This window comes from Curvibacter lanceolatus ATCC 14669 (assembly GCF_000381265.1).
GTDB classification, from domain to species: Bacteria; Pseudomonadota; Gammaproteobacteria; order Burkholderiales; family Burkholderiaceae_C; genus Curvibacter; species Curvibacter lanceolatus.
Genome location: NZ_KB906262.1, coordinates 76878 through 102009, shown reverse-complemented (window position 1 = coordinate 102009; position 25132 = coordinate 76878). Strand labels below are relative to the sequence as shown.

The window sequence follows — 25132 nt, the reverse complement described above, 5'->3', positions numbered from 1 at the left end:
TTCTCCTTGATCGGCGCCGCGCCAGCGCACTCAACAGGCGTGGCGCCTGGCGGATGCTTCAGGCCGTGGCCCAGGGCATAGGCGACTCGTTCAGGCCCCAGTACCAGCTTTTCTGGGCCGTGTACTCCAGGATGCCCAGGCGGCCCTTTTCGCGCCCCGTGCCACTCATCTTGACGCCACCGAAGGGCGTGCTGACCGAGAACACCTTGTAGGTGTTGACCCAAACCGTGCCGGTCTGCAGGGCCTGGCCTAGGCGCCAGGCTGTCTTGTAGTCGCGCGTCCAGATGCCCGAGGCCAGGCCGAACACGTTGTCGTTGCACTGGGCGACCAGGTCGGCCTCGTCGCGCCAGGGCAGCAGGGCCAGCACCGGGCCGAAGATCTCTTCCTGGCACATGCGGGTGCTGTTGCTCAGGCCTTCGATCACGGTGGGGGTGTAGTAGCTGCCGCGCTCGAACTGGGCGCCCTCGGGGCGCACGCCGCCGGCCAGCAGTTGGCCGCCCTCGTCCAGGCCGAGTTGCACATAGCGTTCGACCGAAGCGCGGTGGCCGGGGTTGACCAGAGGGCCCATCTGGGTGCTTTCGCTGGACGGGTCGCCCACGCGCAGCGCCTTCACGCCGGCCAGCAGGCGGGCCTTGAATTCGGCATAGACGCTTTCGTGCACAAAGGCCCGCGAGCCGGCGATGCAGGATTCGCCGGAGGAGCTGAAGATGCCGTACAGCACCCCGGCCACGGCGTGGTCCAGGTCGGCATCAGCACACACGATGGTGGGCGACTTGCCGCCCAGCTCCAACGAGGTGGGCATGAGCTTTTCGGCCGCCAGGCGGGCGATGCCCAGGCCCACGGTGGTGCCGCCGGTGAAGGCAATGCGCTTGATCAGGGGGTGCTTGACCAGGGCATCGCCCACGATCGAGCCCTTGCCCGGCAGCACGCTGATGATGCCGTCGGGCACGCCGGCCTGCTGGGCGATGCGGGCCAGTTCGATGGCCATGCGCGGGGTGATTTCGGCGGGCTTGAAGACCACAGCACAGCCGGCAGCCAGCGCCGGGGCCAGCTTTTGCGCCTCGCTGGCGATGGGCGAATTCCAGGGCGTGATGGCCCCCACCACGCCCAGCGGCTCGTGCGCGCTGAGGGTGAAGTAGTCGCCGCGCGAAGGCGTGAGCTGGTCTTCCCAGGTTTCGCAGGCGGCGGCAAAGAACTGGAAGGTGCCAGCCGCGCTGGCCACCAGGGCCCGGGTTTCCTTGATCGGCTTGCCGTTGTCCAGGCGCTGCAGCTGGGCCAGCTCTTCACCGCGCTCGCGGATGCCTGCGGCAATGCGGTGCAGGATGGCGGCGCGCTCATGCCGCTTGAGGCCGGCCCACGAGGGCTGTTGGCGGGCGCGCTCGGCGCATTGCACCGCCTCGTCCACATCGGCCGCGGTGGCCGCGTGCAGGGTGGCGACGGTGCTGCCGTCGTGCGGGTACTCGGTGGCGTATTCGGGGCCGGAGGCGTCGCGCCAACGCCCGGCCAGCAGGGTTTGCAGTTTTTCGCTCATGGGAGTTCTCAGACAGTGACGGCGGCGCCGCGGTTGTGCAGGAAACGAAGGCCCGACAACACGGTCAGTGCCGAGGTCTTGGGGTTGTCGGCCAGGGGCTTGCCGCGCATGGTCAGCTCCATCTCGCCGAACTCGCCGCGCACGCTGATCTGGTGGATGTTCTCGCTGACCGTGGGGTCGGCGATCAGGCACACCCGGGTGGCGTCCAGGCCCAGGCCGGCCAGGGAGAGGGTGGCGGCCACGTTGGCGTTCTTGGGGTAGAGCTGAGCCGCTTCGCGGGCCGTGGCCTCCAGGATCACGGTGGGCTCGGTGATGGCGGCAAGATCGCACACCGCTTCGGCCGGGGTGCCGCGCCAGCCCGAGGGCGGCTTGCGGCCGGTGTAGCGCACCTCGGTGAGGCCGGCCAGGCGCGCAGCCGCGATGGCATCCACCCCGCCAATGGCGCCCGACAGCAGGTGCAGCTGGGTGGCGCCCTGCTCGGCGGCCGCGGCCAGCTGCTCGGCCATGCCGGGGCCCGACAGGGCACCGATCGACAGCACCGCGCATTCCACGCCGCGCTGCAGCGCCGGCACCACGTGCTCGATCAGGGCCGCATGGCCGGCGCATTCCAGCACCAGGGTGGCTTCGGCGGGCACTGCCGTGGTCACGGTGGCGGCCTCACCCACCACGGCACGGGCCTCGTCCAGACCGGCGGCCTGGACCACGATGTGGGTGATGCGCACGCCCGGGTCGCCGGCTATGCGTTGGAAGATCGATTTGCCGATCGCGCCAAAACCGATCAGGGTGACGGGCTGGGCTGCACGCACGGGACGGGCCTGCATGCTGGCGGAGTTCATGCGGCCTCCTTCTTGAGGATCGGGCCGGCGAACTTGGCGGCGAACGGGCCCCAGGCCTTCATGTCCACCTCGACCACCACCGGGCCCTTGGCAGCCAGGGCCTGGCCCAGCACCTCGGCGGTGCGCGCCGGGCTGTCGAGCAGGAAGTGGTGGGCCTGGAGGCTGGCACAGAAATTCGCGAAATCAGGGGTGTGCAGCTCGACATAGCAATGGCGGCTGCCATAGATGTCGTCCTGGATGTTCTTGATCACGCCATAGCGGCTGTCGTTCATCAGCAGCACCACCAGGTCGGCGTTCTCTTGCACGGCGCAGGCCAGCTCGCCCACGTTGAGCATGAAGCCGCCGTCGCCCACCAGGGCCACCGTCTTGCGGCCGAGCTGGTGCTCGGTGTTGGCCACCGAGGTGCCGATGGCCATGGCCAGGCCCTGGCCGATGCCGCCGCCCAGGGCGTGCACGCCGGCCCGGGGGTGGTCCAGCACCGGGGCGCGGTTGCCCCACATGCTGTTGGACAAGGTGATGTCGCGCACCCACCACAGGTTCTTGCCGGCCACGGCACCCACCTGGTTCTTGAGTTCAGCGTACGCACCCAGGGTGTCGTCCACATGGGCGGCGGCGGCGGCACGCGCCTTCTGCACGTCGGGCACCAGTTGCGGGTCGACCTGCATGCGGCCTTCCAGCAGATCGGCCAGCGCGTTCAGCGTGAGCTCGGCATCGCCCTGCACAAAGTACTGGCTGTTGTAGCCACGGTTGTGGGCCAGGGCATTGGCGTCGATGCGGTAGAGGGCCTGCGGCAGCTTGAGCTTGTAGCGCAGGGTTTCGTTGCTGCGCAGGCGCGAGCCCACCACCAGCAGGGCGTCGCAGCTCTGGTACAGGTCTTCGGCGGGCTTTTGCAGGTTGTACGAGCCCAGGCTGGCGGGGTGGTCTTCGGCCAGGATGCCGCGCCCCTGCACCGAGGTCACCACGCCCCAGCCCAGCTTCACGAAGCGGGCCACGGCGGCGCTGGCACCGCGCGCACCGCCGCCCAGCCACAGCAGGGGGCGCTTGGCACCGGCCAGGGCATCGGCCAGGGCCTGCACGCTCTCGGCCTCAGGCTGCACCGGGCGCAGCGGCAGGGGGCGCAGATCGGCCGGCAGATCGAGCAGGGTGGCCTGCACGTCGATCGGGATTTCGATGCTGACGGGCCCACAGGGCGGGGTGAAGGCCAGGCGGGCCGCCTCACGCAGCGTGGCCAGGGCGGTTTCAGCGTTGCGGATGCGGAAGGCCGCCTTGCCCACCGATTGCAGCATGGCCAGTTGGGCCGGGGCTTCGTGGATGTAGCCGAGGTCGCGGTCCAGGTAGGGCGACTCGATCTGACCGGTCAGGTGCAGCAGGGGCGTGCCGGCGGTGAGGGCCTCGATCAGGGCACCAGCGGCATTGCCGGCACCGGTGCCGGTGCTGGTGACGCACACCCCCAGGGCACCGCTGACACGGGCGTAGGCATCGGCCATGTTGCAGGCCCCGGCCTCGCCCCGTGCCGACACGAATCGGATCTTCTGACGCCGGTGGAAAGCGTCGAGGATGGGCATGTTGTGAATCGAGATCACGCCAAAGGCGGCGCGAACACCACATTGCTCTAGGAATCGGGCGGCAAGTTCGCCAACGGTGATGCGATGGGGGGCTGCTGTGGTCATGGTGTGGGGGGTGGGAGGGGGTTGACGTTCATGCCGCCGCGCTGGGGCAGGTGGCTGATGCGTTGGGTGACCTGGGCAGCGGCTTGCTGCACCAGTTGGACCAGGCTGCGGGCCTGATCGGCCTCGATCTGCTGCGCAGGCACGGTCAAGCTGACGGCCGCCACCACGTTGTGGCGGTCATTGAAAACAGGGGCGGCAATGGTCGAGATGCCGGTCTCGAAGCCGCCCTGGCTGATGCCGTAGCCATTGGCCATGTCCTGATCGATCAGGGCCTTGAGCTGCACCAGGGTGGTGGGCGTCTTGGGGGTGTAGGCATGCAGTGCCGGCTCGGGGTAGAGCTGGGACAGGCCGGCCATGTCGAGGTTGGACAGCAGCAGGCGGCCCAGCACGGTCGCATGGGCCGGCAGACGCGCACCGACCTGGATCGAATGGAACACCGACTGGCGGCCCATGGCCTTGGCGACAAACACCACCTCGCGCCCATCGCGGACCACCAGATGGGCCGAGTAGCCGCTCTGGTCGCGCAGGCCTTCGATGATGGGAATGCCGTGCTCGGTCAATTCCATCGAGGCCAGGTATTCGAAGCCCAGGCGCAGCACCCCGATGCTCAGCTTGTAATTGGGGCTGTCGCTGACGCGCTCGACAAAGCCCATCTGCTCCAGGGTCTGCAGCAGGCGGAACACCGAGGCGCGCGGCACATCGAGGCGGCGCGACAGCTCGGCGCCGGTGAGCTGCGGCTCCTGGCGGGTGAAGCAGCCCAGCAATTGCAGGCCACGGGCCAGGCCCGGGACAAGGTAGCGGTCGCTTGCGTTGTTCATGTGTTGGTTCTCCTGGTCTCTCGATCTGTGTTCAGGGGGTGGCCTGCAGCAGGGCATTGACCGCATCGGCGGCCTCCAGCGCGCAGGCATGGCCCACCGGGCCCAGTGAGAGATAGGGAGCACCCACCCGGTGCGCCAGCGCTTCGCAGGCGGCCGCCGGGGTGATGGTGTCAGCGCTGCCACTGGCCACGGTGACCGGACAGGTTACCGCAGCCAGCAGGCTGTCGAGATCGGCGTTGGCGAGCAGCCGGGCGGCCTGGGTGTAACCGGCCGGGACGATGGCTGCCATGATCGATTTCACATACGCCACCAGGGGCGCATCGGCCTGGGCCGAGAGCATGGCGGCCCCCCGGTGCTCGGCCATGCCGGCCGGGCCCAGGCGCTCCAGATTGGCCAGGCGGTCGCGCAGCTTGCTGTCGCGCAGGGCGGGATCAGCCAGGCCATAGCCCAGCGCCGGCGAGAGCAGGACCAGCCGCGCCACCGCCTGCGGGCGCTGTGCCACCGCCGCGGCCGCCATCAGGCAACCCAGGGAGTGGCCAGCCAGCCGGATTGGTTGCTGCGCCAGTCCCAGGGCCTGCAGCCATGGCCAGACCCGCGCGCCGTAGTCGGCGGCCGTCGGCCATTCGGCTTCGACCGGGGTGCTTTGGCCGTAACCGGGGGCGTCCCAGGCCAGCACGGTGAAGCGGCTTTGCAGGGTTTGCAACTGACGCAACCAACTGCCCGAGGCCGACCCAATGCCGTGCAACAGCACCAGCAAGGGGCCTTGGCCCGCCCGGCGGTAGGCGATATCACCCCCGGCGGTCGACACCACCTGGGCAGGCCACTGCTGTGCCAGTTCTTGCAAGCTCATGTTCGTGGCGCCTGCTTCAGCGACCCAGGTCGCGCTTGATCTTGGCCAGGGGCGAATCCGGCGGGTAGACCGGGGTGATGGGCTTGGGCGAGCCCAGCATCACACACATCAGTGCGTCTTCGTCGCCGATGTTGTGCTCTTCGCGGTACACGCCGGGCGGCACCGAGATCAGATCGCGCTCGCCCACCACGGTCTCCCAGCGCTGGCCGTCTTTTTCGCAGATCACTTTCATGGCGCCGCGCATCACGAAGAAGATCTCTTCCACGTCGTAATGGATGTGCGAGGGGCCGATGTTGCCCGCCGGGATCACCATGGTCGAGAAGGTGAAGTGGGCCGAGGGCACGGTGTTGTTGTCAGCGGCCACACCGGTGCCGCCGGTGCCCACATAGCGCATTTGGGCGCGGCGGTACTTGGGGTCGAAATCGGCCTGGAACTTCAGCGCGTCCCAGTCGTAGCGGCGGGTGGAACGGCGCGCCACGCGCGACTCCATCCACTCGGCAAAGCTCTGGCCCGGGGCCTGCATCATGGCCTGCTGGATTTCAGCCTCGGGCGGGATGCGCGCATCCTGCAGGCCGCGTTCGTTGAACACCGGCTCGTTGGCCGCGGGGGTGTGGGGTGTGCTCATGGGGACTCCTTGCAAAACAATGCGGTGGGTTGGTAGGGGGGGTCAGTTCATGACGAAGCCGCCATTGACCGGCAGCACCTGGCCGGTCACGTAGCCGCTGCCTTCGGACAGCAGGAACAGCACGGTGGCGACCACATCGTCAGGCACCTGGGCCCGGCTGATGGCGCGGCCTTCGCTGTACAGGCGGTGGCGGGCTTCGGGCACGTATTCGGTGGCCTCGACCAGGGTCAGACCCGGCGCCACCGCATTGACGGTGACACCGTGCGCGCCCAGTTCGCGCGCCATCGAGCGGGTCATGGACATCACGGCGCCCTTGCTGGCCACGTAGGCCATCAGGCGCGGGGCCCCCCACAGCGCGGTGTCGGAGGCGATGTTCACCACCCGGCCCCGACCCGAATCCTGCAGCCAACGCTGTGCGGCCACCGTCACCAGCCAGGGGCCGCGCACGTTGACGGCCATCACCCGGTCCCAGGTGTCGACTGTGATGTCGGCCATGTCCTTGCCGCCCGAGTTGGTGATGGCGGCGTTGTTCACCAGGCCATCCAGGCCGCCCAGGCGCTCGGCCGCAGCGGCCGTGGCCTGCTCGATCGCCTGCGGATCGGACACATCCATGGGCAGGTAATGCGCCACGGGCTGGGCCCGGCCCTGGTTCAGTGCGGCGGCCAGGGCCTCGCCACGTTCATGCAGCACATCGGTCAGGGCGACCCGGGCACCGGCGGCCACACAGGCGCGGGCAAAGGCCTCGCCCAGGCCACGGGCACCGCCCGTGATGAGGATGCGGTGGCCTTCAAGAGAGGGAACGCTGGTCTGATTCATGCTTCGATTCCTGTGTCTGCCGTGCGCCGCCCTGTCTTGGTGATCGGGCTTCAGCGCGGCCTTTTTCAGTCTCACTTATGAAACGTTGATTCGTATTTGAATCGCAATTGTGTCACCAACCCACAATTCCACCCCTATCCCGACTATCACACAGGGTTTTTGAAACACCCAGAAGGGTCGCCGATGCCACTTTTTCAGGCGGCCAACACAGGCATTCGTCCATGCGCCAGATCAACAACACAGATGTGACCACCCCATGAATACGTGCTTTTACTTATTTGAAAAACGGGGGGTACTTCGTATTCTCCCTCAAATAGTTTCATCTATTGATCACCGTTTCGTATATAAAACGAAAGGCCCCCATGCTCACCCCAGGTTCTGTTGGCTCCCTCAGCCCGCCACAATGCGGCGGCAAGGGTTTGACATGAAGCGTCCCGTCCTGGCCCTGGCTCGCCGTTGGGCGGTGGCGTGCTGCACCGTGCTGGGCACATCCAGCCTGTGCCACGCGGCCCCCGGCGAGCTCTCGGAGGCCCAACGCAGCCTGGCGGCAGCGCCGTTCACGCTGGTGGCGCCCTTCCCGGCCGGTGGCCCGGTGGACACGCTGGCCCGCATGCTGGCCAACGGCCTGGGTGAGCGCTACAAGCAGGCGGCCATCGTGGACAACCGCACCGGCGCCAATGGCAACATCGGCATCGAGGCGGTCAAGCGGGCCGCCCCCACGGGCCACACCCTGCTGGTGGTGCCGGCCGGCAACCTGACCATCAACCCCACACTGATGCCCCGCCTGGGCTACGACGTGGAGGCCGACTTCAGCCCCGTGGCCTCGCTGGCCAAGGCCCCCAACGTGCTGGCCGTGAACCCCGCGGTGCCGGCACGCAGCATCCGCGAACTGATCGCGCTCAGCCAGGCCCATCCCGGCACCTTGAGTTACGCCACGCCGGGCGTGGGTTCGGGCCTGCACCTGGCCGGCGAGCTGTTCAAGCAACAAAGCGGCGCCGACCTGCTGCATGTGGCCTACAAGGGCTCGCCGCCTGCGCTCAACGATGTGCTGGGGGGCACGGTGCCGGTGATCGTGGGCAACCTGCCCACCCTGCTGCCGCACATCCAGCAGGGCAAGCTGCGCGCCCTGGCGGTGACCGACCCCGTGCGCGCCCCCCTGCTGCCCGAGGTGCCCACGCTGGCCGAGGCCGGCGTACCCGGCGTGGCCGTGACCTCGTGGTACGGCGTGATGGCCCCCAAGGGCACGCCCGAGGCCGTGCGCACCCAACTGGCCACCGACATCGGCCAGATTCTGAACACGCCCGCCAACAAAGCCCAACTCGAAAAACAAGGCCTGGTCGTGTGGATCACCGCAGGCGCCGCCTTTGGCGACGTCATCCGAAAAGAGACAGCGACCTGGCTGCCCGTCATCAAGAGCCGAAAGATCGAAGCCCAGTGACGGGCCGTGCCCGATTCAAGAACCCTCACCGACCCACCCCACAACATCTCCCAGGACCCTCCCCATGCCCACCCCCACGTCCAAACGCCTTGCCCTCACCCGCCGCCATGCCCTGGCCCTGACCGCCGCCGCCCTCGGGCTGGGCGCGGTCGCCCAACCCGCCCTGGCCCAGGGCGGCTACCCCAACAAGCCCATCACCCTGGTGGTGGCCTACCCCGCCGGTGGCGACACCGACGCCATGGCGCGCCTGTTCGCCGAGAAGCTGCAAGGCCGCCTGGGCCAGCCTGTGGTGGTGGACAACCGCCCCGGCGCCAGCGGCATCATCGGCAGCGCCTTCGTGTCCAAGGCCCCGGCCGATGGCTACACCCTGCTGCTGGCGCCCAGCACCTTCTCGATCGCGCAACTGGTGATGAAGACCGGCCCGGGCTCGGGCTACGACGTGCTCAACGGCTTCACCCCCATCATCCAGACCGTCACCATGCCCATGTTCGTGGCCGCCTCGGGCGCCAGCGGCATCAAGGACATCAAGGATCTGGTGGCCCAGTCCAAGGCCAAGCCGCTGACCTATGCCACCCCGGGCAGCGGCTCGCCCATGCACATCCTGGCCGCCATGTTCACCAAGGCCACCGGCGCCGATCTGGCCCACGTGCCCTACCGCGGCGTGGCGCCGGCGGTGAACGACGTGCTGGGCGGCCACGTGCCGCTGACCTTCATGACCCTGGGCCCCGTCGCCCCGCACCTGGCCACGGGCAAGGTCAAGCTGCTGGGCGTGGCCGACACCCACCGATCCACCCTGGCGCCGGATGTGCCCACCCTGGCCGAGCTGGGCTACAAGGACATCGAGCTCACCGCCTGGCAAGGCCTGTTCGGCCCCAAGGGCCTGAGCGCCGACATCGTGAAGACGCTCAACACCCACATGAACGACATCCTGAAGATGCCCGATGTGGTCAGCAAGGTCGGCACCTTCGGCGGCCTGCCGCTCGGGGGCGACCCGGCCCGTCTCGAAAAGAGCAACGCAGCCGATCTGGCCCGCTTCGGCAAGGTCGTGAAGGACTTCGGCATCCAGGCCGATTGAGCCTGGCACCCACCACGTTCCCCCGCCCGGCTGGGCTGCCCTGGCCGGAACTCCCCACGACGAAGCAGCGCTTCGTTTCCTCAATCGGCACATCTCTTGGAGGAGAAGCCCATGAAAAAATCCCTCATCGTTCTGGCCGCCCTGGCCGCAGCCACCGGGGCCTCGGCCCAGACGGCCCCCAGCTCGTCGGTGACCCTGTTCGGCACCATTGACGTGGGCCTGGCCCGCGTCACCGGCGACACCCTGAGCCGCACCGGCCTGTCCACCAGCGGCGCCAACATCAGCCGCATCGGCTTTCGCGGCACCGAAGACCTGGGTGGCGGCCTGGCCGCCGGCTTCTGGCTCGAAGGTGGCCTGGACGTGAACACCGGCGCGGGCAAGACCAGCGGTGCCTTCAGCTTCAACCGCCGTGCCACCGTCAGCCTGCTGGGCAGCTTCGGCGAGGTGCGCGTGGGCCGCGACGATTCGGCCACCTTCCTGAACACCCTGATCTTCGACCCCTTCCTGACCAACGGCGTGGGCGGCACCGGCACCTTTGTCATGAACGGCGCCCCGATCCAGATCAGCAATGCGGTCAGCTACTTCCTGCCAGCCAACCTGGGCGGCTTCTATGGCCAGGCCCAGGTGGCCTTCGGCGGCCAGGCCTCCAACTCGACCACCCCCAACCTGGGTGACTACCGCGGCCTGCGCGGCGGCTACCGCCAGGGCCCGGTGCACGTTGCACTGGCCACCGGCAAGCTCAAGGGGGCCTCCGCCGCCGCCGACGTGACCGCCAACAACATCGCCGGCTGGTATGACTTCGGCGTGGTCAAGCCCTCGTTCATCTGGGCCAGCGAGAAGACCGCCACCGCCAAGATCACGGCCTTCCAACTGGGCGCCAGCGCACCGATCGGCGCCAGCGAACTGCGCGCCTCGGTGGGCCGCTACGACACGTCGGGCAACAACGCCGACTGGACCAAGGTGTCGCTGGGCTACGGCTACAACCTGTCCAAGCGCACCCAGCTCTACACCAGCTACGGCCACATCAGCAACAAGGCCGGCGCCCAGCGCGCGATCAACATCCAGGGCCTGGGCGCAGCCGGTACCACGCTGGGCGGCACCTCCAGCGGCTACGAAGTGGGCATGCGCCACTTCTTCTGATCGAAGGTTTCTCCGAGGTTGACTTGGCCTGCCACGGCCCGGGGTTTCTCCCTGGGTCTGGCAGGCTTTTTTGCGATCGGGCGCCCCGTGTCCTGTGAAAGAATCAAGCTACCGCCGCTGCCCATCTGCCCCGTGCCACGACGCCGCCCCACCCTGTCAACCGAACCGCCAGAACTCACCCCTGCGCCCGCCTGCCCCTGGGCCGATCTGGACGAGCACGGCAGCGGCCTGTCGGTGGACAACTTCATCAGCTCCTGGATGAACCAGCTCAGCCACGCACTGCGCCGCACCTTGACGCTGAGCTATGCCGAGCCCTTTGGCGTCAGCGTGGCCGAATGGCGCATGCTGGCCTTCATCGCTCACGAGGGCCAGCTGTCGTTCTCACAACTGGCCCAACTCTCCAGCACCGACAAGGCCCTGGTCAGCCGCACACTCAAATTGCTGGAGCAGCGGGGTCTGGTGCAATTGCAGGCCAGCGGGAGAGGTCGCGCGCGCAAGCTGATGTGCCGCCTGAGCCCCGCAGGCCTGGACCTGCATGACCAGATGATCCGCGTGGCCCGCGAACGCCAGGCCGCCATGCTGCGTGTGCTCAGCACCACCGAGCGGCAAGGGCTGTACCAGACGCTGAACAAACTCAAGGCCGAATGCGCTCGACAGGACAGACTGCATGACGCCGCCCACCAGGACAGTGCCCCGCTTCGTGACAAGGTTGCCAGATCGTCCGCACCTGATGGGCTATAAACAACTTTGCATCCACCGTCACAGCCCGTCATTTCCGTGCAAGCCACCTGAGGCCCAATCGGACAAAAAGCAGGCCTCACAGCCCGCAGAAAGAGACGCATGAGTGAGCCCAGCCGCAGCAGCTACATCCTGCGGGCAACAGCGTTCTACCTGCTCTTCGGGCTGGGCTGGATCGTGCTGTCGGACCGCGTGCTGCTGGCTCTGGCCAACCCGCTGGACCTGGCGGCCCTGTCGGCGGCCAAGGGCATCTTTTTTGTGCTGGCGTCCGCGGCAGCCCTGTTCATGGCCTTGCGCTCAGTGCCGGGAGGCCGGGTCGTGGCCAGCGATTCAGGGCTGCCCGAGCCGGCGCCTCGGGTCAGCACCGGCCAGCGTTGGCTGCGCTACGGATTCGCTTTGCTGATCACCGGCTGCATGCTGCTGGTCCATCAGGCCATGACCCCCATGGATGCGGGACACCCGCAATTCATCCTGTTCGTGCTGCCCATCGCCCTGAGCGCGCTGGTGGGGGGCCTGGGCCCGGGTTTGCTGGCCACGTTCACGGCGCTGATCGGCGTCGATCTCACGTCACAGCCTGCACTGCACAGCCTGGCCGCTTCGCCGCAAAACCAGTTCCGCTGGGGCCTGCTGCTGCTCAATGGGCTGGTGCTGAGCCTGCTCAGCGATCGCCTGAGGCGTGCCAGTGCGCGCTTGCAGCGCAGCAGCCGGCTGCTCCATGCCGTGGTCACCGGCACCTCGGACGCCGTGTTCGTGAAAGACCCCCAGGGACGCTACCTGCTGGCCAACGGTGCCGCCGGGGCCTTCGTCAACCAGGCCCCGGAGAGCATGCTGGGCGTCACCGATGCGCAACTGTTCGACGCCGCCTCCGCAGAGCACTTGCGCGAACTCGATCGGCAGGTGATGCAGAGCGCCGAGGTGCAGACCCACGAGGAGAGCCTCACCACGCTGGAGGGGCAGCAGCGGGTGTTCATGGTCACGAAAGGCCCCGTGGTCGACGATGTCGGCACGGTCAACGGTTTGTTCGGCATCGCGCGCGACATCACCCACCTCAAGGCCGATCAGGAACGCCTGCTGGCGAGCGAGGCGGCGCTGCGCGACCGCGAACAGCAACTGGCCCGGGTGCTGCAGGGCTCAGACCAGGGTTATTGGGACTGGCACCTGCCCAGCAACACCTTCCTGGTGAGTGAACGCTGGGAGACCATGTTGGGTTTCGAGCCCGGCGAGATGGACGTGGCCACCAGCCGTTGGCCCGAACTCGTGCACCCGGAAGACCTGCCAGCCGCACTGGCCTCGATCGAGCGCCACCTCAAGGGCGAAAGCGATGCCCATGTGGTCGAGATCCGCTGCCGCACCAAGCCAGGCGGCTGGTGCTGGATCCTGTCGCGCGGCAGCATCGTCACGCGCCGTGAGGACGGGCAGCCCCTGATCATGGCGGGCACCCACACCGACATCACCGAACGCAAGCAGTCGGAACTGGCGCTGCGCGAGGCCAGCGTGGTGTTCGAGAGCAGCCACGAAGCCATCATGATGGTCAACCCGGAGGGGCTGATCACCAAGGTCAACCCCGCCTTCACGCGCATCACGGGCTTCTCCGAAGCCGAGGTCAGCGGGCGCTCACCCCGGCTGCTGGCCTCCGGCCAGCATGGCGAGCCCTTCTACCAGGAGCTGTGGCGCGCCCTGCAGCAGCACGATTTCTGGCGCGGTGAGATCTGCAACCGACGCAAAAGCGGTGAGCTGTACGTAGCCCAGGAAACGATCTCGGTGGTGCGATCCCCTCAGGGCCAGGTGCTGCACTACATCGGCGTGTTTGCCGACATCAGCCAGCTCAAGGCCCACGAAGCCGAACTCGACCGCGTGGCGCACCACGACCTGCTCACTGGCTTGCCCAACCGCCACCTGCTGTCAGACCGCATGAGCCAGTCGATCCTGCGCTCGCAGCGCAGCGGGCACCCCTGCGCGGTGTGCGTGCTGGATCTGGATGGCTTCAAGAGCATCAACGACCGCCATGGCCACAGCGTGGGCGACCAGCTGCTGCTGAGGCTGAGCACCCGCCTGCAGCAAGTGCTGCGCGCCGAAGACACGCTGGCCCGCACCGGGGGCGACGAGTTCGTGCTGGTGTTGTCCGAAGTCGGCTCCACCGAAGAGTGCACACTGATACTCGACCGCCTGTTGCAGGCCGTGCGCCAGCCCTTCGCACTGGCGCCCGACCTGAACCTGGGCGTGAGCGCCAGCATCGGCGTGAGCCTGTACCCGGCCGACAATGCCGACCCCGACACCTTGCTGCGCCATGCCGACCAGGCCATGTACCTGGCCAAGCAGGCCGGCAAGAACCGCTACCAGTTGTTCGACCCCGAAAGCGACCGCCTGGCCCAGGCCCACCGGCAAGGCCTGGAGACCCTGGAGCGGGCCCTGGCACAGGGCGAGTTCGTGCTGTACTACCAGCCCAAGGTGGACCTCGACAGCGGCGAGGTCATCGGCGCCGAAGCCCTGATCCGCTGGCAACACCCCGAACGTGGCCTGCTGCCGCCGGCCGACTTTCTGCCGCAGCTGCACGGCAGCGCGCTGGAACCATCGCTGGGCGAGTGGGTCATTGCCAGCGCCCTGGATCAACTCAGCCACTGGATCGCTCAAGGCCTGCCCATGAAGGTGAGCGTCAACATCAGCGCCAACCACCTGTTGCAACCCGAGTTCTGCGCCCGCCTGGCCCAGGCCCTGGCCCGCCACCCCGAGGTGCCCCCAGCCCACCTGGAGCTGGAGGTGCTGGAGAGCGCCGCCATCGCCGACATGGGTCAGGCTGTCGAGATCCTGCGCAACTGCCGGGCCCTGGGTGTGTGCTTTTCACTCGATGATTTCGGCACCGGCTACTCCTCGCTCACCTACCTGCGCCAGTTGCCCGTGGACACGCTGAAGATCGATCAAAGCTTTGTGCGCGACATGCTCACCGACGCGGACGACCTGCGCATTGTGCAAAGCGTCATCCAGTTGGCCGGCGTGTTCCATCGTCAGGTGATTGCCGAAGGCGTGGAAACCCTGGAGCATGGTGCCCGGCTGCGCCAGATGGGCTGCCACTGCGCACAAGGCTATGGCATCGCCCGCCCCATGCCCGCCCAGGACCTGCCCGGCTGGTGCGCCGGTTGGTTGCAGGCCCAGGCCTGGCAACACCTCTGAGCTGGCCTCGAAGGCCTGAAGGAACCCCCATGCTGTCCCACATCTTTGTCGGCATCGCTGACTTCAACCGCGCCCTGCGCTTCTACCGCCCCGTGCTGGCCAGCCTGGGCATCGAAGAACGCTTTTGTGAACCGGAACGCCCCTGGGCCGGCTGGCACAGCGCCGGCGGCCAGCGCCCCCTGTTCGTGATCGCCCGCCCCCACGACGGCCAGGCCCCCAGCCCCGGCAACGGCCAGATGACCGCCTTCCTGGCCCCCACCCGAGCCGCAGTCCACGCCGCCCACGCCGCCGCCCTGGCCCACGGCGGCACCTGCGACGGCCCCCCCGGCCCCCGCCCGCACTACCACGCCCACTACTACGGCGCCTACTTCAAAGACCCCGACGGCAACAAACTCGCCGTCGCCTGCCACACCCCCGAACATCAACCGTGAAAAACCCCTCAGAACGGGGCAAGGGCCCGTCTTTTCATCTAGCAGGCCTGCAACGAAGGAGTCAGGCCGGCGCCGGGCCGCCCCAAGGCGGACAGTTTGTAATGGGAACTGTGCGTCAGTCGTCGCCGCGAGTCTTGTCTTGAATTCGGCAGACCTCAAACGAAGAGGTCAGCCCGCCGCCCGGCCGCCCGAAGGCGGGCTGCGGCCCCCTCGGGGGGCTGAGCCCTGCGGCTCCAGGCCTGCCTGCGCAGGGCTGGACAGGGCGAAGAGCGTCCGCGTCTCGCGGCCGCACGTGGGAGTGACACGCAGTGCACGACCGTGGGGGCCATTTATTCAGGCCACCCCACCCTGGCCAACGACTCGTTGTCCCAGCCCTTGCGCCCCGTCAACTCCTCGCCCACCCAGTCAGGCAGATCCACCGCGGTCTGCTCGCTGGGCAACTCAACCTCCACCGTGTACAGGCCCTCCAGCCCGCCGTGGTAGCGGTCCACCTCGAAGGTGTGGCCCTGGTGCTCGATGAAAAAGCGCGTCTTCTCCAGGGCATAGGCGCCCGGCTGGCGCGCCATCTGCTGGGCATCGGCCACCGGGATCTCGTACTCCCACTCATGGCGGGTGGCTGCACTCAGGGGCGCACTCTTGAGCGTGAGCCAGGCCCGGTCCTGCGACACCCGCACCCGCACCAGCACCGCGCCCTTGGCCAGGTAAGCCTGCAGAAAATGGGAGCCGCTCAGGCCCTCCAGGATTGCCGGGGTCCTGAGTTTGAATTTGCGTTCGATTTCCAAGGCCATGGTGATTTCCTCCTGAAGGCTGCCGCTGCTTTTTGAATGAGGCCCGATTGTGTCGCACCGCCACCCCAGCGCCAGGCTCGTGAGCCCCACATCGTCATTTCAGACGATTGAAAGTCATTCACAAGACAGCCAAGCTACAAGCCCATGCCGGATGATGGACAAGTCATCCGACCCAACGCCCTCTCACCCACTGCCCCACCCAACCTGCCCCACCGCTGCCATGAACCTGCATGACGCCATCGCCTCGCGCCGCTCGGTGCGCGACTTTCTGGACACCCCGGTCCCCGAAGCGGTGATCCGCCGCGTGCTGGAGCAGGCGCTGCGTGCGCCCTCCGGGGGCAACCTGCAGCCCTGGCACCTGCATGTGCTCACCGGCGCACCGCTGGCCGACTTCAAGGCCAGGATGCAGCAGCGCCTGCAAGACGAGGCGGCCGGCAGCGCGGCGCCCGAGCCCGGCGAATACACGGTTTACCCGCCCGAGCTGGTCTCACCCTACCGCGAGCGCCGCTTCCAGGTGGGCGAAGCCATGTACGCCGAGCTGGGCATCCCGCGCGAAGACAAGGCCGGGCGGCTGCGCTGGTTTGCCCGCAACTACGCCTTCTTCGGGGCCCCGCTGGCCTTGTTCTGCAGCGTGGACCGCCGCATGGGCCCACCGCAATGGTCTGACCTGGGCATGCTGCTGCAGACGCTGATGCTGCTGTTGCGCGCCGAAGGCCTGGACAGCTGTGCCCAGGAGTGCTGGGCGCGCTACCCGCAGACCGTGGGCCAGACCCTGAAGCTGCCCCCTGAGCGCATGCTGTTCGCGGGCATGGCCATCGGCTACGCCAACCCCGAGCACCCGGTGAACCGCCTGCAGACCGCGCGGGCACCCCTGTCCGAGGTGGTCGAGTTCATCGGCTTCTGAGCCCGCACCGCCGACCCAGCCCTGCCGCTCAGGCCGTGGGCAGGCGGTGGTCCTTGAACTGCTCGCGCAATTTCGTCTTCAGCAGCTTGCCCGTGGCGGTGTGCGGCAGGCTGTCGACAAACACCACGTCGTCGGGCAGCCACCACTTGGCGATGCGCTCGCCCAGGTGCGCCAGCACCGAGGCGGCATCGACCTCGGCGCCCGGGCGCTTGACGGCCACCAGCAACGGACGCTCCTGCCACTTGGGGTGCGGCAGGCCGATCACCGCAGCCTCCAGCAGGCCGGGGTGCGAGCAGGCCGCGTTCTCCACGTCGATGGACGAGATCCACTCGCCGCCCGACTTGATCACGTCCTTGGCGCGGTCCACCAGTTGCAGGTAGCCATCGGGGTCGATGGTGGCCACATCGCCGGTCGGAAAATAGCCCTCGGCATCGAGCACCTCGCCCCCTTCGCCGCGGAAGTAGCCGCTGCAGATCCAGGGGCCACGCACATGCAGGTGCCCGTAGGCCACGCCATCCCAGGGCAGGGTCTGGCCGGCAGCATCGACGATCTTCAGATCCACCCCCCAGACGCCCCGGCCCTGCTTGAGCTTGACCTTGAGCAGCGCATCGCCGTCCAGCTCAGCGTGCTTGGGCAGCAGCTTGCTGATCACGCCGATGGGGCTGGTCTCGGTCATGCCCCAGCCCTGCACCACCTCGGCGCCGAAGTCGCGCTCGAAGCGTTCGAGCACCGCGCGCGACACCGCCGCCCCGCCGATGCCGATGCGCTTGACCCCGATCTCGCGCGGGTCGATCTGCGGGTGGGCATCCAGGTACTGGAACAGCATCAGCCACACCGTGGGCACCCCTTGCGAGAAGGTGCAGCGCTCGTCACGCATCAGGTTGTAGACGCTCTGCCCGTCCAGGTGCGGCCCGGGCAGCACCAGCTTGGCCCCCACCATGGCCGCCGCATAGGGCGTGCCCCAGGCATTGGCGTGGAACATGGGCACGATGAGCAACACGGTCTCGGACGAGCTGATGCCGAAGGTGTCGGGCGCCAGCTCCATCAGCGTGTGCAGCACGGTGGATCGGTGCGAATACAGCACCCCCTTGGGGTTGCCCGTGGTGCCCGAGGTGTAGCACAGCGAAGAGGCCGACTTCTCGTCGAACTCGGGCCACACATAGTCGCCGCTCTGGGCGTCCAGCAGTTCCTCGAAGCACAGCAGGTTCGGCACCTCGATGGCGGGCATGTGGGCCCGGTCGGTCATGGCCACGAAGGCGCGCACCGACTTGAGCCGGGGCGCCAGCTGCGCCACCAGGGGCGCAAAGCCGATGTCAAAGAACAGCACCTGGTCTTCGGCGTGGTTGATGATGTAGTCGATCTGCTCGGGGAACAGGCGCGGGTTCACGGTGTGCAGCACCGCCCCCATGCCCGACACCCCGTAGTACAGCGCCAGGTGCCGGTACGAGTTCCAGGCCAGCGTGCCCACCCGGTCACCCGGGCGGATGCCCAGCGCCCCCATGGCCTGGGCCACCTGCCGGGCCCGGTCGCGCAGGCCGCGCCAGGTGGTGCGGTGGGTGGGCCCCTCGGGCAGGCGCGAGACGATCTCGGTGTCGGGGTGGAAGGTGGCAGCGTGCTCGATCAGCGACGAGATCAGCAGCGGCCGGTCCTGCATCAATCCTTGCATGGTGAAGTCCTCCTTGAGTTCCGGTTCAACCGCCGTACAGGCCGCCAAAGGCTTCGTAGTCCTTGCCATTGAAGCGCTGCAGCACCTTCTTCTCGATCGGGTAGAAATCGTCCGGCGCGGTCTTGACCTCGATGCCCGGGTACAGGCCCGGCGGCGTGAAGTTGAGGCTGGCGGCCTGCTTCATGATGTTCTCGCGCGTCAGGTTGTCGCCGGCCTGGCGCAGCACCTGGGCCAGCGTGGCGGCCACCGAGTAGCCCAGCACATTGAGGGTGTCCTCCGGATCGCCCGCCGGGTAGTACTGCTTCATCACCGCCACGTACTCGGCCATGTCCTTCACGCCCTTGGCCGCCGGGTCGGACGGGGCCAGCAGGTAGGTGGAGGAGATCACGCCGGTGGCGTTGTCCAGGCCTGCAGGCTTGAGCACCGAGCTCAGGGACTGCGACACGCTGACCAGGTAATGCGTGGGCTTCCAGCCCAGTTCGGCCGCCTTGCGGATGGCCTGGGCTGCGAACTTGGGCGTGCTGATGTTGAAGAACACATCGGCCCCGGACGACTTGAAGGTGACCATCTGGCTGTCGATGGTGGGATCGGTCACCTCGTAGGTCAGGTGCTGCACGATCTGGGTCTTGGCCTTGTCGCCCAGGGCGTCGGTGAAGCCCTTCATGAAGTCCTTGCCGAAGTCGTCGTTCTGCATCAACACAGCGATGCGCGCATTGGGCTTGGTGGCCAGGATGTGCTGGGCGTAGGCCCGGGCCTCGGCCTGGTAGGTGGGCTGCCAGCCCATGGTCCAGGGGAAGTTCTTGGGGTCGCCAAAGCGCGTGGCGCCGGTGTTCACGAACAACTGCGGGATCTTCTTGGCCGTCAGGTAGCGCTGCACCGCCATGTTCTGCGCCGTGCCCAGCGAGGCGAACATCAGCAGCACCTCGTCCTGCTCGACCAGCTTGCGCGTCTGCTCCACCGACTTGGCCGGGTTGTAGGCATCGTCCTGGGCCAGGAAATTGATCTTGCGCCCGTTGATGCCGCCGGCCGCATTGAGGCGGTCGAAATAGGCCGCCATCGCCTTGCCCGCAGTGCCATAGGCCGAGGCCGGGCCTGAGTAGGGAGAGAGGCTGCCAATCTTGATCTCGGTGTCGCTGGCGCCGGGGTCGTATTTCTTCTGGGCCTGCGCCACCAGAGGCAGGGCACAGGCCAGCAGCAGGCCTGCGGCGGCCAGCTTGAAGTGCCGGCACAGGCCGGCTTGGAAGCGAGTGAACATGAGTGTGTCTCCGAGTGTTGTGGGCAGGCCGGGGCCAGGGCGGACAGCCTGCGGGCATCGTAGAAGCCCCCCTGGCCACTCACATCGTCGGAACTGACGATATTGCCCGGGGCCCCGGGGCCCTGCGGCCGGCACGAAGAATGGGCCTCGCGCCCCCTGAATGCGCCGCACAGAAAAAGCCGTGCTGGGGAATAATCGTCCGGATGACTGCTGCTGCCTCCACCTCGATCTGGGCGCCCCTGCGCCAACCCGCGTTCAGAGGCCTGTGCCTGTGCGGCGGCATCTTCTTCATCGGCAGCGGCATGCAGTCGATGGCGGCCGCCTGGCTGATGATCGAGCTGACGGGCTCATCCTTTCTGGCCGCGCTGGTGCAGACGGCGGTGTTCCTGCCCATGTTCTTGCTGGCCCTGCCGGCCGGTGTGCTGGCCGACACCACCGACCGCCAGCGCCTGATCTCGGGCTCGCTGCTGGCCTTGGCCGCGGCCTCGGCCTTGCTGGCCGTGCTGGTGCTGGGGGGCTGGGGCGGCCCCCACTCGGTGCTGTTGCTGATCCTGGTCTGCGGCTGCTGCCTGGCGGTGCTGACGCCGGCCTGGAACTCGTCCGTGATCGACCCCGTGCCGCGCGAGGAGTGGCCGCAGGCCATCACCGCCATCAGCATCGCCTACAACGCGGCCCGCGCCATCGGCCCCACGCTGGCCGGGCTGGTGTTCACGCAGCTGGGTGCCGGCTGGGTGTTCGTATTCACGGTGGCCTGCACCGCCGTGATGTGGGAGTCGATCCGGCGCTGGCCGCCGCGTCCGCACCCGCCCTCACGCCTGCCTCCCGAGCGGCTGTGGGGCGGCACCCTGAGCGGGCTGCGCTTTGCCTGGCACTCGCGCATGGTGCTGGCCCAACTGGTGCGGGTGATGGCCTACAGCGCCGCCGGCTCGGCCCTGTGGGCGCTGCTGCCCGTGATCGCGCAGCGCCAGCTGGGCACCGGGGCCCAGGGCTTTGGCCTGCTGATGGGCTGCATGGGCACCGGGGCGGTGCTGATCGGCCTGGTGATCGGGCGGGTGCGGGCCCGTTTCGGCCTGGATCCGCTGATTGCCTGGAGCAGCGCGGTGTTTGCCGCCGCCATGCTGCTGGCGGCCTGGGTGCGCCAATCGGCCGTGGTGTACCTCGCCATGGCGTTCGGCGGGGCGGCCTGGATGGCGGCCCTGTCCACCTTCAACAGCGCCACCCAGGCCAGCGCACCACCCTGGGTGCGCTCGCGCGCCGTGGCCCTGCACATCGTGGCCTCGCTGGGGGCGTTTGCCATTGGTTCGGCCTTCTGGGGTGCGGTGGCGGAAATGGCCGGGCTCAATGCCGCCCTCACGGCCGCGGCGGTGGCCATGGCGGCCAGCCTGCTGCTGGCCCGGCCCATGCCGCTGCGCATGGGCGACCGCCATGACGTGACCCAGGCCACGCCCTGGGAGGATCTGTTCGTGGCCGACGAGCCCGAGGCCAGCGCCGGGCCGGTGGCGGTGGAACTGGGCTACCGCATCCTGCCCGGTCAGGACCGGGCCTTTCTGGATGCCGCAGCCCAGCTCAAGGCGCATCGCAAACGCGACGGCGCCACCTTCTGGCGTGTCTACAAGGACCTGGGTGAGCCTTCGCGCTACGTCGAGCGCTTCATCGTCACCTCCTGGGCCGACTACCTGCACCAGCGCGCCCGCTCCACGCTGGCCGATCAGGCCCTGGAGGCCGAAGTGCGCCAGCACCTGGCGCCGGGTGAGAGCGTGCACATGTCGCACTACATCGCCGAACGCTGACGCCGCGGCATCGGCTTCAAGGACCGTGCCAGCCCAACGCTGGGCCGGTGCGACCGCCGCCTGGACGCAAGAAACGGCAAAGACATCAGGCCCCGGACGCTCCAGCCTCTGGGATGGCTGCAGCGGCCGGCCCACCCGGATCGGCCGTCAGCACCCTGTTGCGCCCCTGCGCCTTGGCCTTGTACAGGGCGGTGTCGGCCCGCGCCACGGCTTCGCTGCCTTCCTCGGGCGGTCGGTATTCGGTCAGGCCAAATGAGACGGTGAAGCGCAGCGTCTGGCCATCAGGCAGCGGAACTGCCAGGGACTCGACATGCTGGCGCAGGCGCTCCAGAGCCTGGCTGGCTTGCGCCGCATCGGCCATACCCAGCAACAGCAAAAACTCTTCGCCACCCCAGCGCGCGAGCACATCACCCTCGCGCAACAGCGGCATCAGCTCGGAGGCAAAGCGGCGCAGCACCAGATCACCGACCGCATGGCCGCACCGGTCGTTGACCGCCTTGAAGTGATCGAGATCGGCCAGCGCCACACAAAAGCCGGCTCCGCGGCGGGCCTGGGCACACCGCTCCTGCAGTTTTTCCACGGCACGGCGCCGGTTCATCAGGCCGGTCAGTTCATCCTGGCCGGCTTGCTCGTCCAGCCGCGCCAAAGCCCGCTGCAACTCGGCTTTCTGCCGGCTCAATTGAGCACGCAAGCTGCTTTGTCGCCCGGCCAGCAAGGCAAAGGCGGGCAGCACCGTCAACACAATGATGAAGTTGGCCAACTCCTCACCCGCGGGATAGCGGCTGGGCTGCCAATGCGGCAGGATGGCCATGGCCAAGGCATACAGCGACACCACAAAGACAGTCAACCAGCGCACCTGACGCGCCGACAGGGCAAAAATGCTGAACACCAACGCCAGGCAGGCCATGGCCAGGGAGGGGCCCCGCATCGGACCCACCGCGGCGTAGCAGGCCACGGCCGACACCGAGGAGTAGGCGATCTGCAGCACGGTCAGGGTCGGGTCACGCCAGCGCAGCCCGAACCCCAGCGACAGCCCCAGCAGCACCCAGAGGGTGAGCGCCATCGACAAAGGCGCCCACACCAGCACAAAGACCCAGGGCGCATGGCCCAGCCGGGCCGCGAGCACCATGAACAGGATGCCTCCGATCTGGCAGAGCAGCGCAGCCAAGGCTTGCAGTTGCCAATAGCGGACGCGTCGGGCATCACGCGCCGGGCCGGAAAGCGGCCCGGCAGCCAGCAAGGGCGACGGGACATGACCCGCAGGCCAGGAAGGGGTTGAAAGGTAGGACAAGTGACGGCTCCCTGCCCCTCTCAGCGACCGCGCTGGCCGGGGGCTGCGTGATCATGGCGCGAACCAGCCTCTTTTGTACAGAGCCCGTCGTCTGCCAGGCCCACTTTCAGGCGCCTGGCCCCGTACAAAGCCGGCTCAGGCTGGCGCTCAAAGCGGACAGGATTGACGTTGCCAAGCGCCCGCTTTTTACGCTTTTTATACGGCCCCCAGACCCAATTCAACCCGCTTTTTACACCTGAAATCCTACGCTTGGCCCATCGTTTTTCACCTCGATGGAGCGTTGATATGGACATTGCCTGGCTCGCCTGTGCGGCCTTGCTGGGGGGCCTGATGGCCGCCCTCACCCGGGGCCTGCAGGCCCTTGAACCCCGCGCAGGAGACGCGTCATGAGCGCCGCCGAGGGGCTTTACGCACTGGGCGCCGTGCTCGCATGCGGCCTGCTGGCCTATCTCGTGTTCGCGCTGATCCGCGCCGAGGAGTTCTGAATGGGCATGAATTCCTCCGCCTGGGGCCTGCTGGCCCTGTACCTGGTGCTGCTGCTGGCCTTGGCCTGGCCACTGGGTCGCTACCTCGCCGCCCTGTGCGCCGGGCGCCTGCCCGCCTGGATGCTGCGCACCGAAGCCGCCCTGTTGCGCCTGGGCGGCCAGGGCAGCGACGCGCCGATGCGCTGGACCCACTACACCTACGCCTTGCTGGCCTTCAACCTGCTGGGTGTGTTCGCGGTGTATGCCCTGCAGCGCCTGCAGGGCTGGCTGCCCTTGAACCCGCAGGCCTTTGCGGCCGTGTCGCCCGACTCGGCCTTCAACACCGCGGTGTCCTTTGTCACCAACACCAACTGGCAGGGCTACTCGGGTGAATCCACCATGAGCTACCTGACCCAGATGCTGGCGCTGACGGTGCAGAACTTCGTCTCGGCCGCCACCGGCATCGCCGTGGTGTTCGCGCTGATCCGGGGCTTTGCTGCGCGCTCGGCCCAGGCCATCGGCAATTTCTGGGTCGACCTGACGCGCGCCACCCTGTGGCTGCTGCTGCCCCTGTCACTGCTGCTGGCCCTGATGATGGTGAGCCAGGGCGTGATCCAGAACTTCAGCCCCTACCAGGAAGTGCACACGCTGGAAACCCAGGCCTACACCCAGCCCAAGCTGGGGGCCGATGGCCAGCCCGTGCTCGACGCCCAGGGCCAGCCGGTACAAGAGGCCCAGAGCACCGACACCCAACTGCTGCCCATGGGCCCCGTGGCCTCGCAAGAGGCCATCAAGATGCTGGGCACCAATGGCGGCGGCTTCTTCAATGCCAACTCGGCCCATCCGTATGAGAACCCGGGGGCTTTCAGCAACCTGCTGCAGATGCTGGCCATCTTCCTGATCCCGGCGGCGCTGTGCCTGGCCTTCGGCATCGAGGTGGGCGACCGGCGTCAGGGCGTGGCGGTGCTGGCCGCCATGACGCTGATGTTCGTGGCCGCCGTGCTGGTGATCACCCCGGCCGAGCAGGCCGGCAACCCGCAGCTGACCGCACTGGGCGTGGACCAGATGGCCAGCCTGCAGCAGGCCGGCGGCAACATGGAGGGCAAGGAGACGCGCTTCGGCGTCAACGCCAGTGCGCTGTTCGCGGTCATCACCACCGCCGCCTCGTGCGGCGCCGTGAACGCCATGCACGACTCGCTCACTCCCCTGGGCGGCATGGTGCCGCTGGTGATGATGCAGCTCGGCGAGGTGGTCTTCGGCGGCGTGGGCACCGGCCTGTACGGCATGCTGGTGTTCGCGGTGCTGGCGGTGTTCATCGCCGGCCTGATGATCGGCCGCACGCCCGAGTACCTGGGCAAGAAGATCGAAGCCTACGAGATGAAGATGACCTCGATCGCCATCCTGGTCACCCCCCTCGTGGTGCTGGTGGGCACGGCCGTGGCGGTGCTGGCCGAGGCCGGCCGGGCCGGCGTGGCCAACCCGGGGGCGCACGGTTTCAGCGAGATCCTGTACGCCTTCACCTCGGCCGCCAACAACAACGGCAGTGCCTTTGCCGGGCTGTCGGCCAACACCCCGTTCTACAACCTGGCGCTGGGCCTGGCCATGTGGCTGGGGCGCTTTGGCGTGATCGTGCCGGTGCTGGCCATGGCCGGCGCCCTGGCCCGCAAGCAGCGCCTGCCGGCCAGCGCCGGCACCCTGCCCACGCACGGGCCGCTGTTCGTCGTCCTGCTGGTGGGCACCGTGCTGCTGGTGGGCTTGCTGAACTATGTGCCGGCCCTGGCCCTGGGCCCGGTGGTCGAGCACTTCATGCTCTGGCCCAGCCATTGAACCCGCCCAAG

21 protein-coding genes are annotated in these 25132 nt (G+C 68.0%); 10 read left to right on the top strand and 11 right to left on the bottom strand.

The genetic code is table 11. The features are described from left to right. Positions 1–58 precede the first annotated feature (58 nt). From F624_RS0118010 to F624_RS0117980, 7 genes are all read right to left on the bottom strand, one after another. The gene (locus F624_RS0118010; RefSeq protein WP_019575731.1) at positions 59–1531 is read right to left on the bottom strand and encodes an aldehyde dehydrogenase; all 1473 of its coding nucleotides are present in this window, start codon (positions 1529–1531) and stop codon (positions 59–61) included. Between the two features lie 8 nt (positions 1532–1539). Then, positions 1540–2367, bottom strand: a complete 828-nt coding sequence (locus tag F624_RS0118005) for an aspartate dehydrogenase (protein WP_019575730.1) — start codon at positions 2365–2367, stop codon at positions 1540–1542. After that, entirely contained in the window at positions 2364–4037 is a 1674-nt protein-coding gene (locus F624_RS0118000) for a thiamine pyrophosphate-binding protein (protein ID WP_031255444.1), read from the bottom strand. Before F624_RS0118000 ends, F624_RS0118005 begins: the two co-directional genes overlap by 4 nt. Then, the gene (locus F624_RS0117995; protein ID WP_019575728.1) at positions 4034–4855 is read right to left on the bottom strand and encodes an IclR family transcriptional regulator; all 822 of its coding nucleotides are present in this window, start codon (positions 4853–4855) and stop codon (positions 4034–4036) included. Before F624_RS0117995 ends, F624_RS0118000 begins: the two co-directional genes overlap by 4 nt. Before the next feature lie 31 nt (positions 4856–4886). Further along, positions 4887–5705, bottom strand: a complete 819-nt coding sequence (locus F624_RS0117990; RefSeq protein WP_019575727.1) for an alpha/beta fold hydrolase — start codon at positions 5703–5705, stop codon at positions 4887–4889. Positions 5706–5721: 16 nt separating this feature from the next. Next, positions 5722–6231 carry a cupin domain-containing protein gene (locus tag F624_RS0117985; protein ID WP_031255442.1) on the bottom strand — a complete coding sequence of 170 codons (510 nt, stop codon included), beginning with the start codon at positions 6229–6231 and terminating at the stop codon, positions 5722–5724. A 141-nt stretch (positions 6232–6372) separates the two neighbouring features. Then, a complete protein-coding gene (locus F624_RS0117980; RefSeq protein ID WP_019575725.1) occupies positions 6373–7146 on the bottom strand; it encodes an SDR family oxidoreductase in 774 nt (257 codons plus the stop codon). Positions 7147–7570: 424 nt separating this feature from the next. Between F624_RS0117980 and F624_RS0117975 the strand changes: the two genes are divergently transcribed. From F624_RS0117975 to F624_RS0117950, 6 genes are all read left to right on the top strand, one after another. Next, positions 7571–8584, top strand: coding sequence for a Bug family tripartite tricarboxylate transporter substrate binding protein (locus tag F624_RS0117975; protein WP_019575724.1), 1014 nt, complete (start codon positions 7571–7573; stop codon positions 8582–8584). A gap of 64 nt (positions 8585–8648) precedes the next feature. After that, positions 8649–9659: a Bug family tripartite tricarboxylate transporter substrate binding protein gene (locus F624_RS0117970; protein ID WP_019575723.1), complete on the top strand. Its 1011-nt coding sequence runs from the start codon at positions 8649–8651 to the stop codon at positions 9657–9659. Positions 9660–9770: 111 nt separating this feature from the next. Then, positions 9771–10799 carry a porin gene (locus tag F624_RS0117965; RefSeq protein ID WP_019575722.1) on the top strand — a complete coding sequence of 343 codons (1029 nt, stop codon included), beginning with the start codon at positions 9771–9773 and terminating at the stop codon, positions 10797–10799. A gap of 132 nt (positions 10800–10931) precedes the next feature. Next, positions 10932–11540 carry a MarR family winged helix-turn-helix transcriptional regulator gene (locus F624_RS0117960; protein WP_245573672.1) on the top strand — a complete coding sequence of 203 codons (609 nt, stop codon included), beginning with the start codon at positions 10932–10934 and terminating at the stop codon, positions 11538–11540. Positions 11541–11639: 99 nt separating this feature from the next. Continuing rightward, the gene (locus F624_RS0117955; protein WP_019575720.1) at positions 11640–14705 is read left to right on the top strand and encodes a sensor domain-containing protein; all 3066 of its coding nucleotides are present in this window, start codon (positions 11640–11642) and stop codon (positions 14703–14705) included. Positions 14706–14734: 29 nt separating this feature from the next. Next, positions 14735–15136: a VOC family protein gene (locus F624_RS0117950; protein ID WP_019575719.1), complete on the top strand. Its 402-nt coding sequence runs from the start codon at positions 14735–14737 to the stop codon at positions 15134–15136. 329 nt (positions 15137–15465) lie between these two features. On the opposite strand, the gene F624_RS0117945 is transcribed toward F624_RS0117950, so the two are convergent. Next, positions 15466–15924, bottom strand: coding sequence for a CYTH domain-containing protein (locus F624_RS0117945; RefSeq protein ID WP_019575718.1), 459 nt, complete (start codon positions 15922–15924; stop codon positions 15466–15468). 220 nt (positions 15925–16144) lie between these two features. On the opposite strand from F624_RS0117945, the gene F624_RS0117940 reads away from it, so the two are divergent. Then, entirely contained in the window at positions 16145–16828 is a 684-nt protein-coding gene (locus F624_RS0117940) for a nitroreductase (protein ID WP_019575717.1), read from the top strand. A gap of 28 nt (positions 16829–16856) precedes the next feature. On the opposite strand, the gene F624_RS0117935 is transcribed toward F624_RS0117940, so the two are convergent. Further along, positions 16857–18494, bottom strand: a complete 1638-nt coding sequence (locus tag F624_RS0117935) for a 3-(methylthio)propionyl-CoA ligase (protein ID WP_031255435.1) — start codon at positions 18492–18494, stop codon at positions 16857–16859. Between the two features lie 25 nt (positions 18495–18519). Beyond that, complete coding sequence (locus F624_RS0117930) at positions 18520–19749, bottom strand: ABC transporter substrate-binding protein (protein ID WP_019575715.1); 1230 nt, start codon at positions 19747–19749, stop codon at positions 18520–18522. 203 nt (positions 19750–19952) lie between these two features. Between F624_RS0117930 and F624_RS0117925 the strand changes: the two genes are divergently transcribed. Then, the gene (locus tag F624_RS0117925) at positions 19953–21539 is read left to right on the top strand and encodes an MFS transporter (RefSeq protein WP_019575714.1); all 1587 of its coding nucleotides are present in this window, start codon (positions 19953–19955) and stop codon (positions 21537–21539) included. 85 nt (positions 21540–21624) lie between these two features. On the opposite strand, the gene F624_RS0117920 is transcribed toward F624_RS0117925, so the two are convergent. Beyond that, positions 21625–22830 carry a GGDEF domain-containing protein gene (locus F624_RS0117920; protein WP_157443509.1) on the bottom strand — a complete coding sequence of 402 codons (1206 nt, stop codon included), beginning with the start codon at positions 22828–22830 and terminating at the stop codon, positions 21625–21627. Positions 22831–23216: 386 nt separating this feature from the next. Between F624_RS0117920 and kdpF the strand changes: the two genes are divergently transcribed. Together kdpF and kdpA are read left to right on the top strand one after the other, a co-directional pair. Further along, positions 23217–23315, top strand: coding sequence for a K(+)-transporting ATPase subunit F (gene kdpF, locus F624_RS0117910; protein WP_019575711.1), 99 nt, complete (start codon positions 23217–23219; stop codon positions 23313–23315). A gap of 6 nt (positions 23316–23321) precedes the next feature. Further along, positions 23322–25121, top strand: coding sequence for a potassium-transporting ATPase subunit KdpA (kdpA, locus tag F624_RS0117905; protein ID WP_031255431.1), 1800 nt, complete (start codon positions 23322–23324; stop codon positions 25119–25121). Positions 25122–25132: the final 11 nt, after the last annotated feature.

What these genes read in the sequence shown, in the direction of transcription:
- F624_RS0117935 (WP_031255435.1), bottom strand. Translation starts at nt 18,494, where the DNA reads ATGCAAGGATTGATGCAGGACCGGCCGCTGCTGATCTCGTCGCTGATC.
- F624_RS0118005 (WP_019575730.1), bottom strand. Translation starts at nt 2,367, where the DNA reads ATGAACTCCGCCAGCATGCAGGCCCGTCCCGTGCGTGCAGCCCAGCCC.
- F624_RS0117990 (WP_019575727.1), bottom strand. Translation starts at nt 5,705, where the DNA reads ATGAGCTTGCAAGAACTGGCACAGCAGTGGCCTGCCCAGGTGGTGTCG.
- F624_RS0117965 (WP_019575722.1), top strand. Translation starts at nt 9,771, where the DNA reads ATGAAAAAATCCCTCATCGTTCTGGCCGCCCTGGCCGCAGCCACCGGG.
- F624_RS0117970 (WP_019575723.1), top strand. Translation starts at nt 8,649, where the DNA reads ATGCCCACCCCCACGTCCAAACGCCTTGCCCTCACCCGCCGCCATGCC.
- F624_RS0117925 (WP_019575714.1), top strand. Translation starts at nt 19,953, where the DNA reads ATGACTGCTGCTGCCTCCACCTCGATCTGGGCGCCCCTGCGCCAACCC.
- kdpA (WP_031255431.1), top strand. Translation starts at nt 23,322, where the DNA reads ATGAATTCCTCCGCCTGGGGCCTGCTGGCCCTGTACCTGGTGCTGCTG.
- kdpF (WP_019575711.1), top strand. Translation starts at nt 23,217, where the DNA reads ATGAGCGCCGCCGAGGGGCTTTACGCACTGGGCGCCGTGCTCGCATGC.
- F624_RS0117955 (WP_019575720.1), top strand. Translation starts at nt 11,640, where the DNA reads ATGAGTGAGCCCAGCCGCAGCAGCTACATCCTGCGGGCAACAGCGTTC.
- F624_RS0117940 (WP_019575717.1), top strand. Translation starts at nt 16,145, where the DNA reads ATGAACCTGCATGACGCCATCGCCTCGCGCCGCTCGGTGCGCGACTTT.
- F624_RS0117995 (WP_019575728.1), bottom strand. Translation starts at nt 4,855, where the DNA reads ATGAACAACGCAAGCGACCGCTACCTTGTCCCGGGCCTGGCCCGTGGC.
- F624_RS0117950 (WP_019575719.1), top strand. Translation starts at nt 14,735, where the DNA reads ATGCTGTCCCACATCTTTGTCGGCATCGCTGACTTCAACCGCGCCCTG.
- F624_RS0117980 (WP_019575725.1), bottom strand. Translation starts at nt 7,146, where the DNA reads ATGAATCAGACCAGCGTTCCCTCTCTTGAAGGCCACCGCATCCTCATC.
- F624_RS0117985 (WP_031255442.1), bottom strand. Translation starts at nt 6,231, where the DNA reads ATGATGCAGGCCCCGGGCCAGAGCTTTGCCGAGTGGATGGAGTCGCGC.
- F624_RS0117945 (WP_019575718.1), bottom strand. Translation starts at nt 15,924, where the DNA reads ATGGCCTTGGAAATCGAACGCAAATTCAAACTCAGGACCCCGGCAATC.
- F624_RS0117930 (WP_019575715.1), bottom strand. Translation starts at nt 19,749, where the DNA reads ATGTTCACTCGCTTCCAAGCCGGCCTGTGCCGGCACTTCAAGCTGGCC.
- F624_RS0117975 (WP_019575724.1), top strand. Translation starts at nt 7,571, where the DNA reads ATGAAGCGTCCCGTCCTGGCCCTGGCTCGCCGTTGGGCGGTGGCGTGC.
- F624_RS0118010 (WP_019575731.1), bottom strand. Translation starts at nt 1,531, where the DNA reads ATGAGCGAAAAACTGCAAACCCTGCTGGCCGGGCGTTGGCGCGACGCC.
- F624_RS0118000 (WP_031255444.1), bottom strand. Translation starts at nt 4,037, where the DNA reads ATGACCACAGCAGCCCCCCATCGCATCACCGTTGGCGAACTTGCCGCC.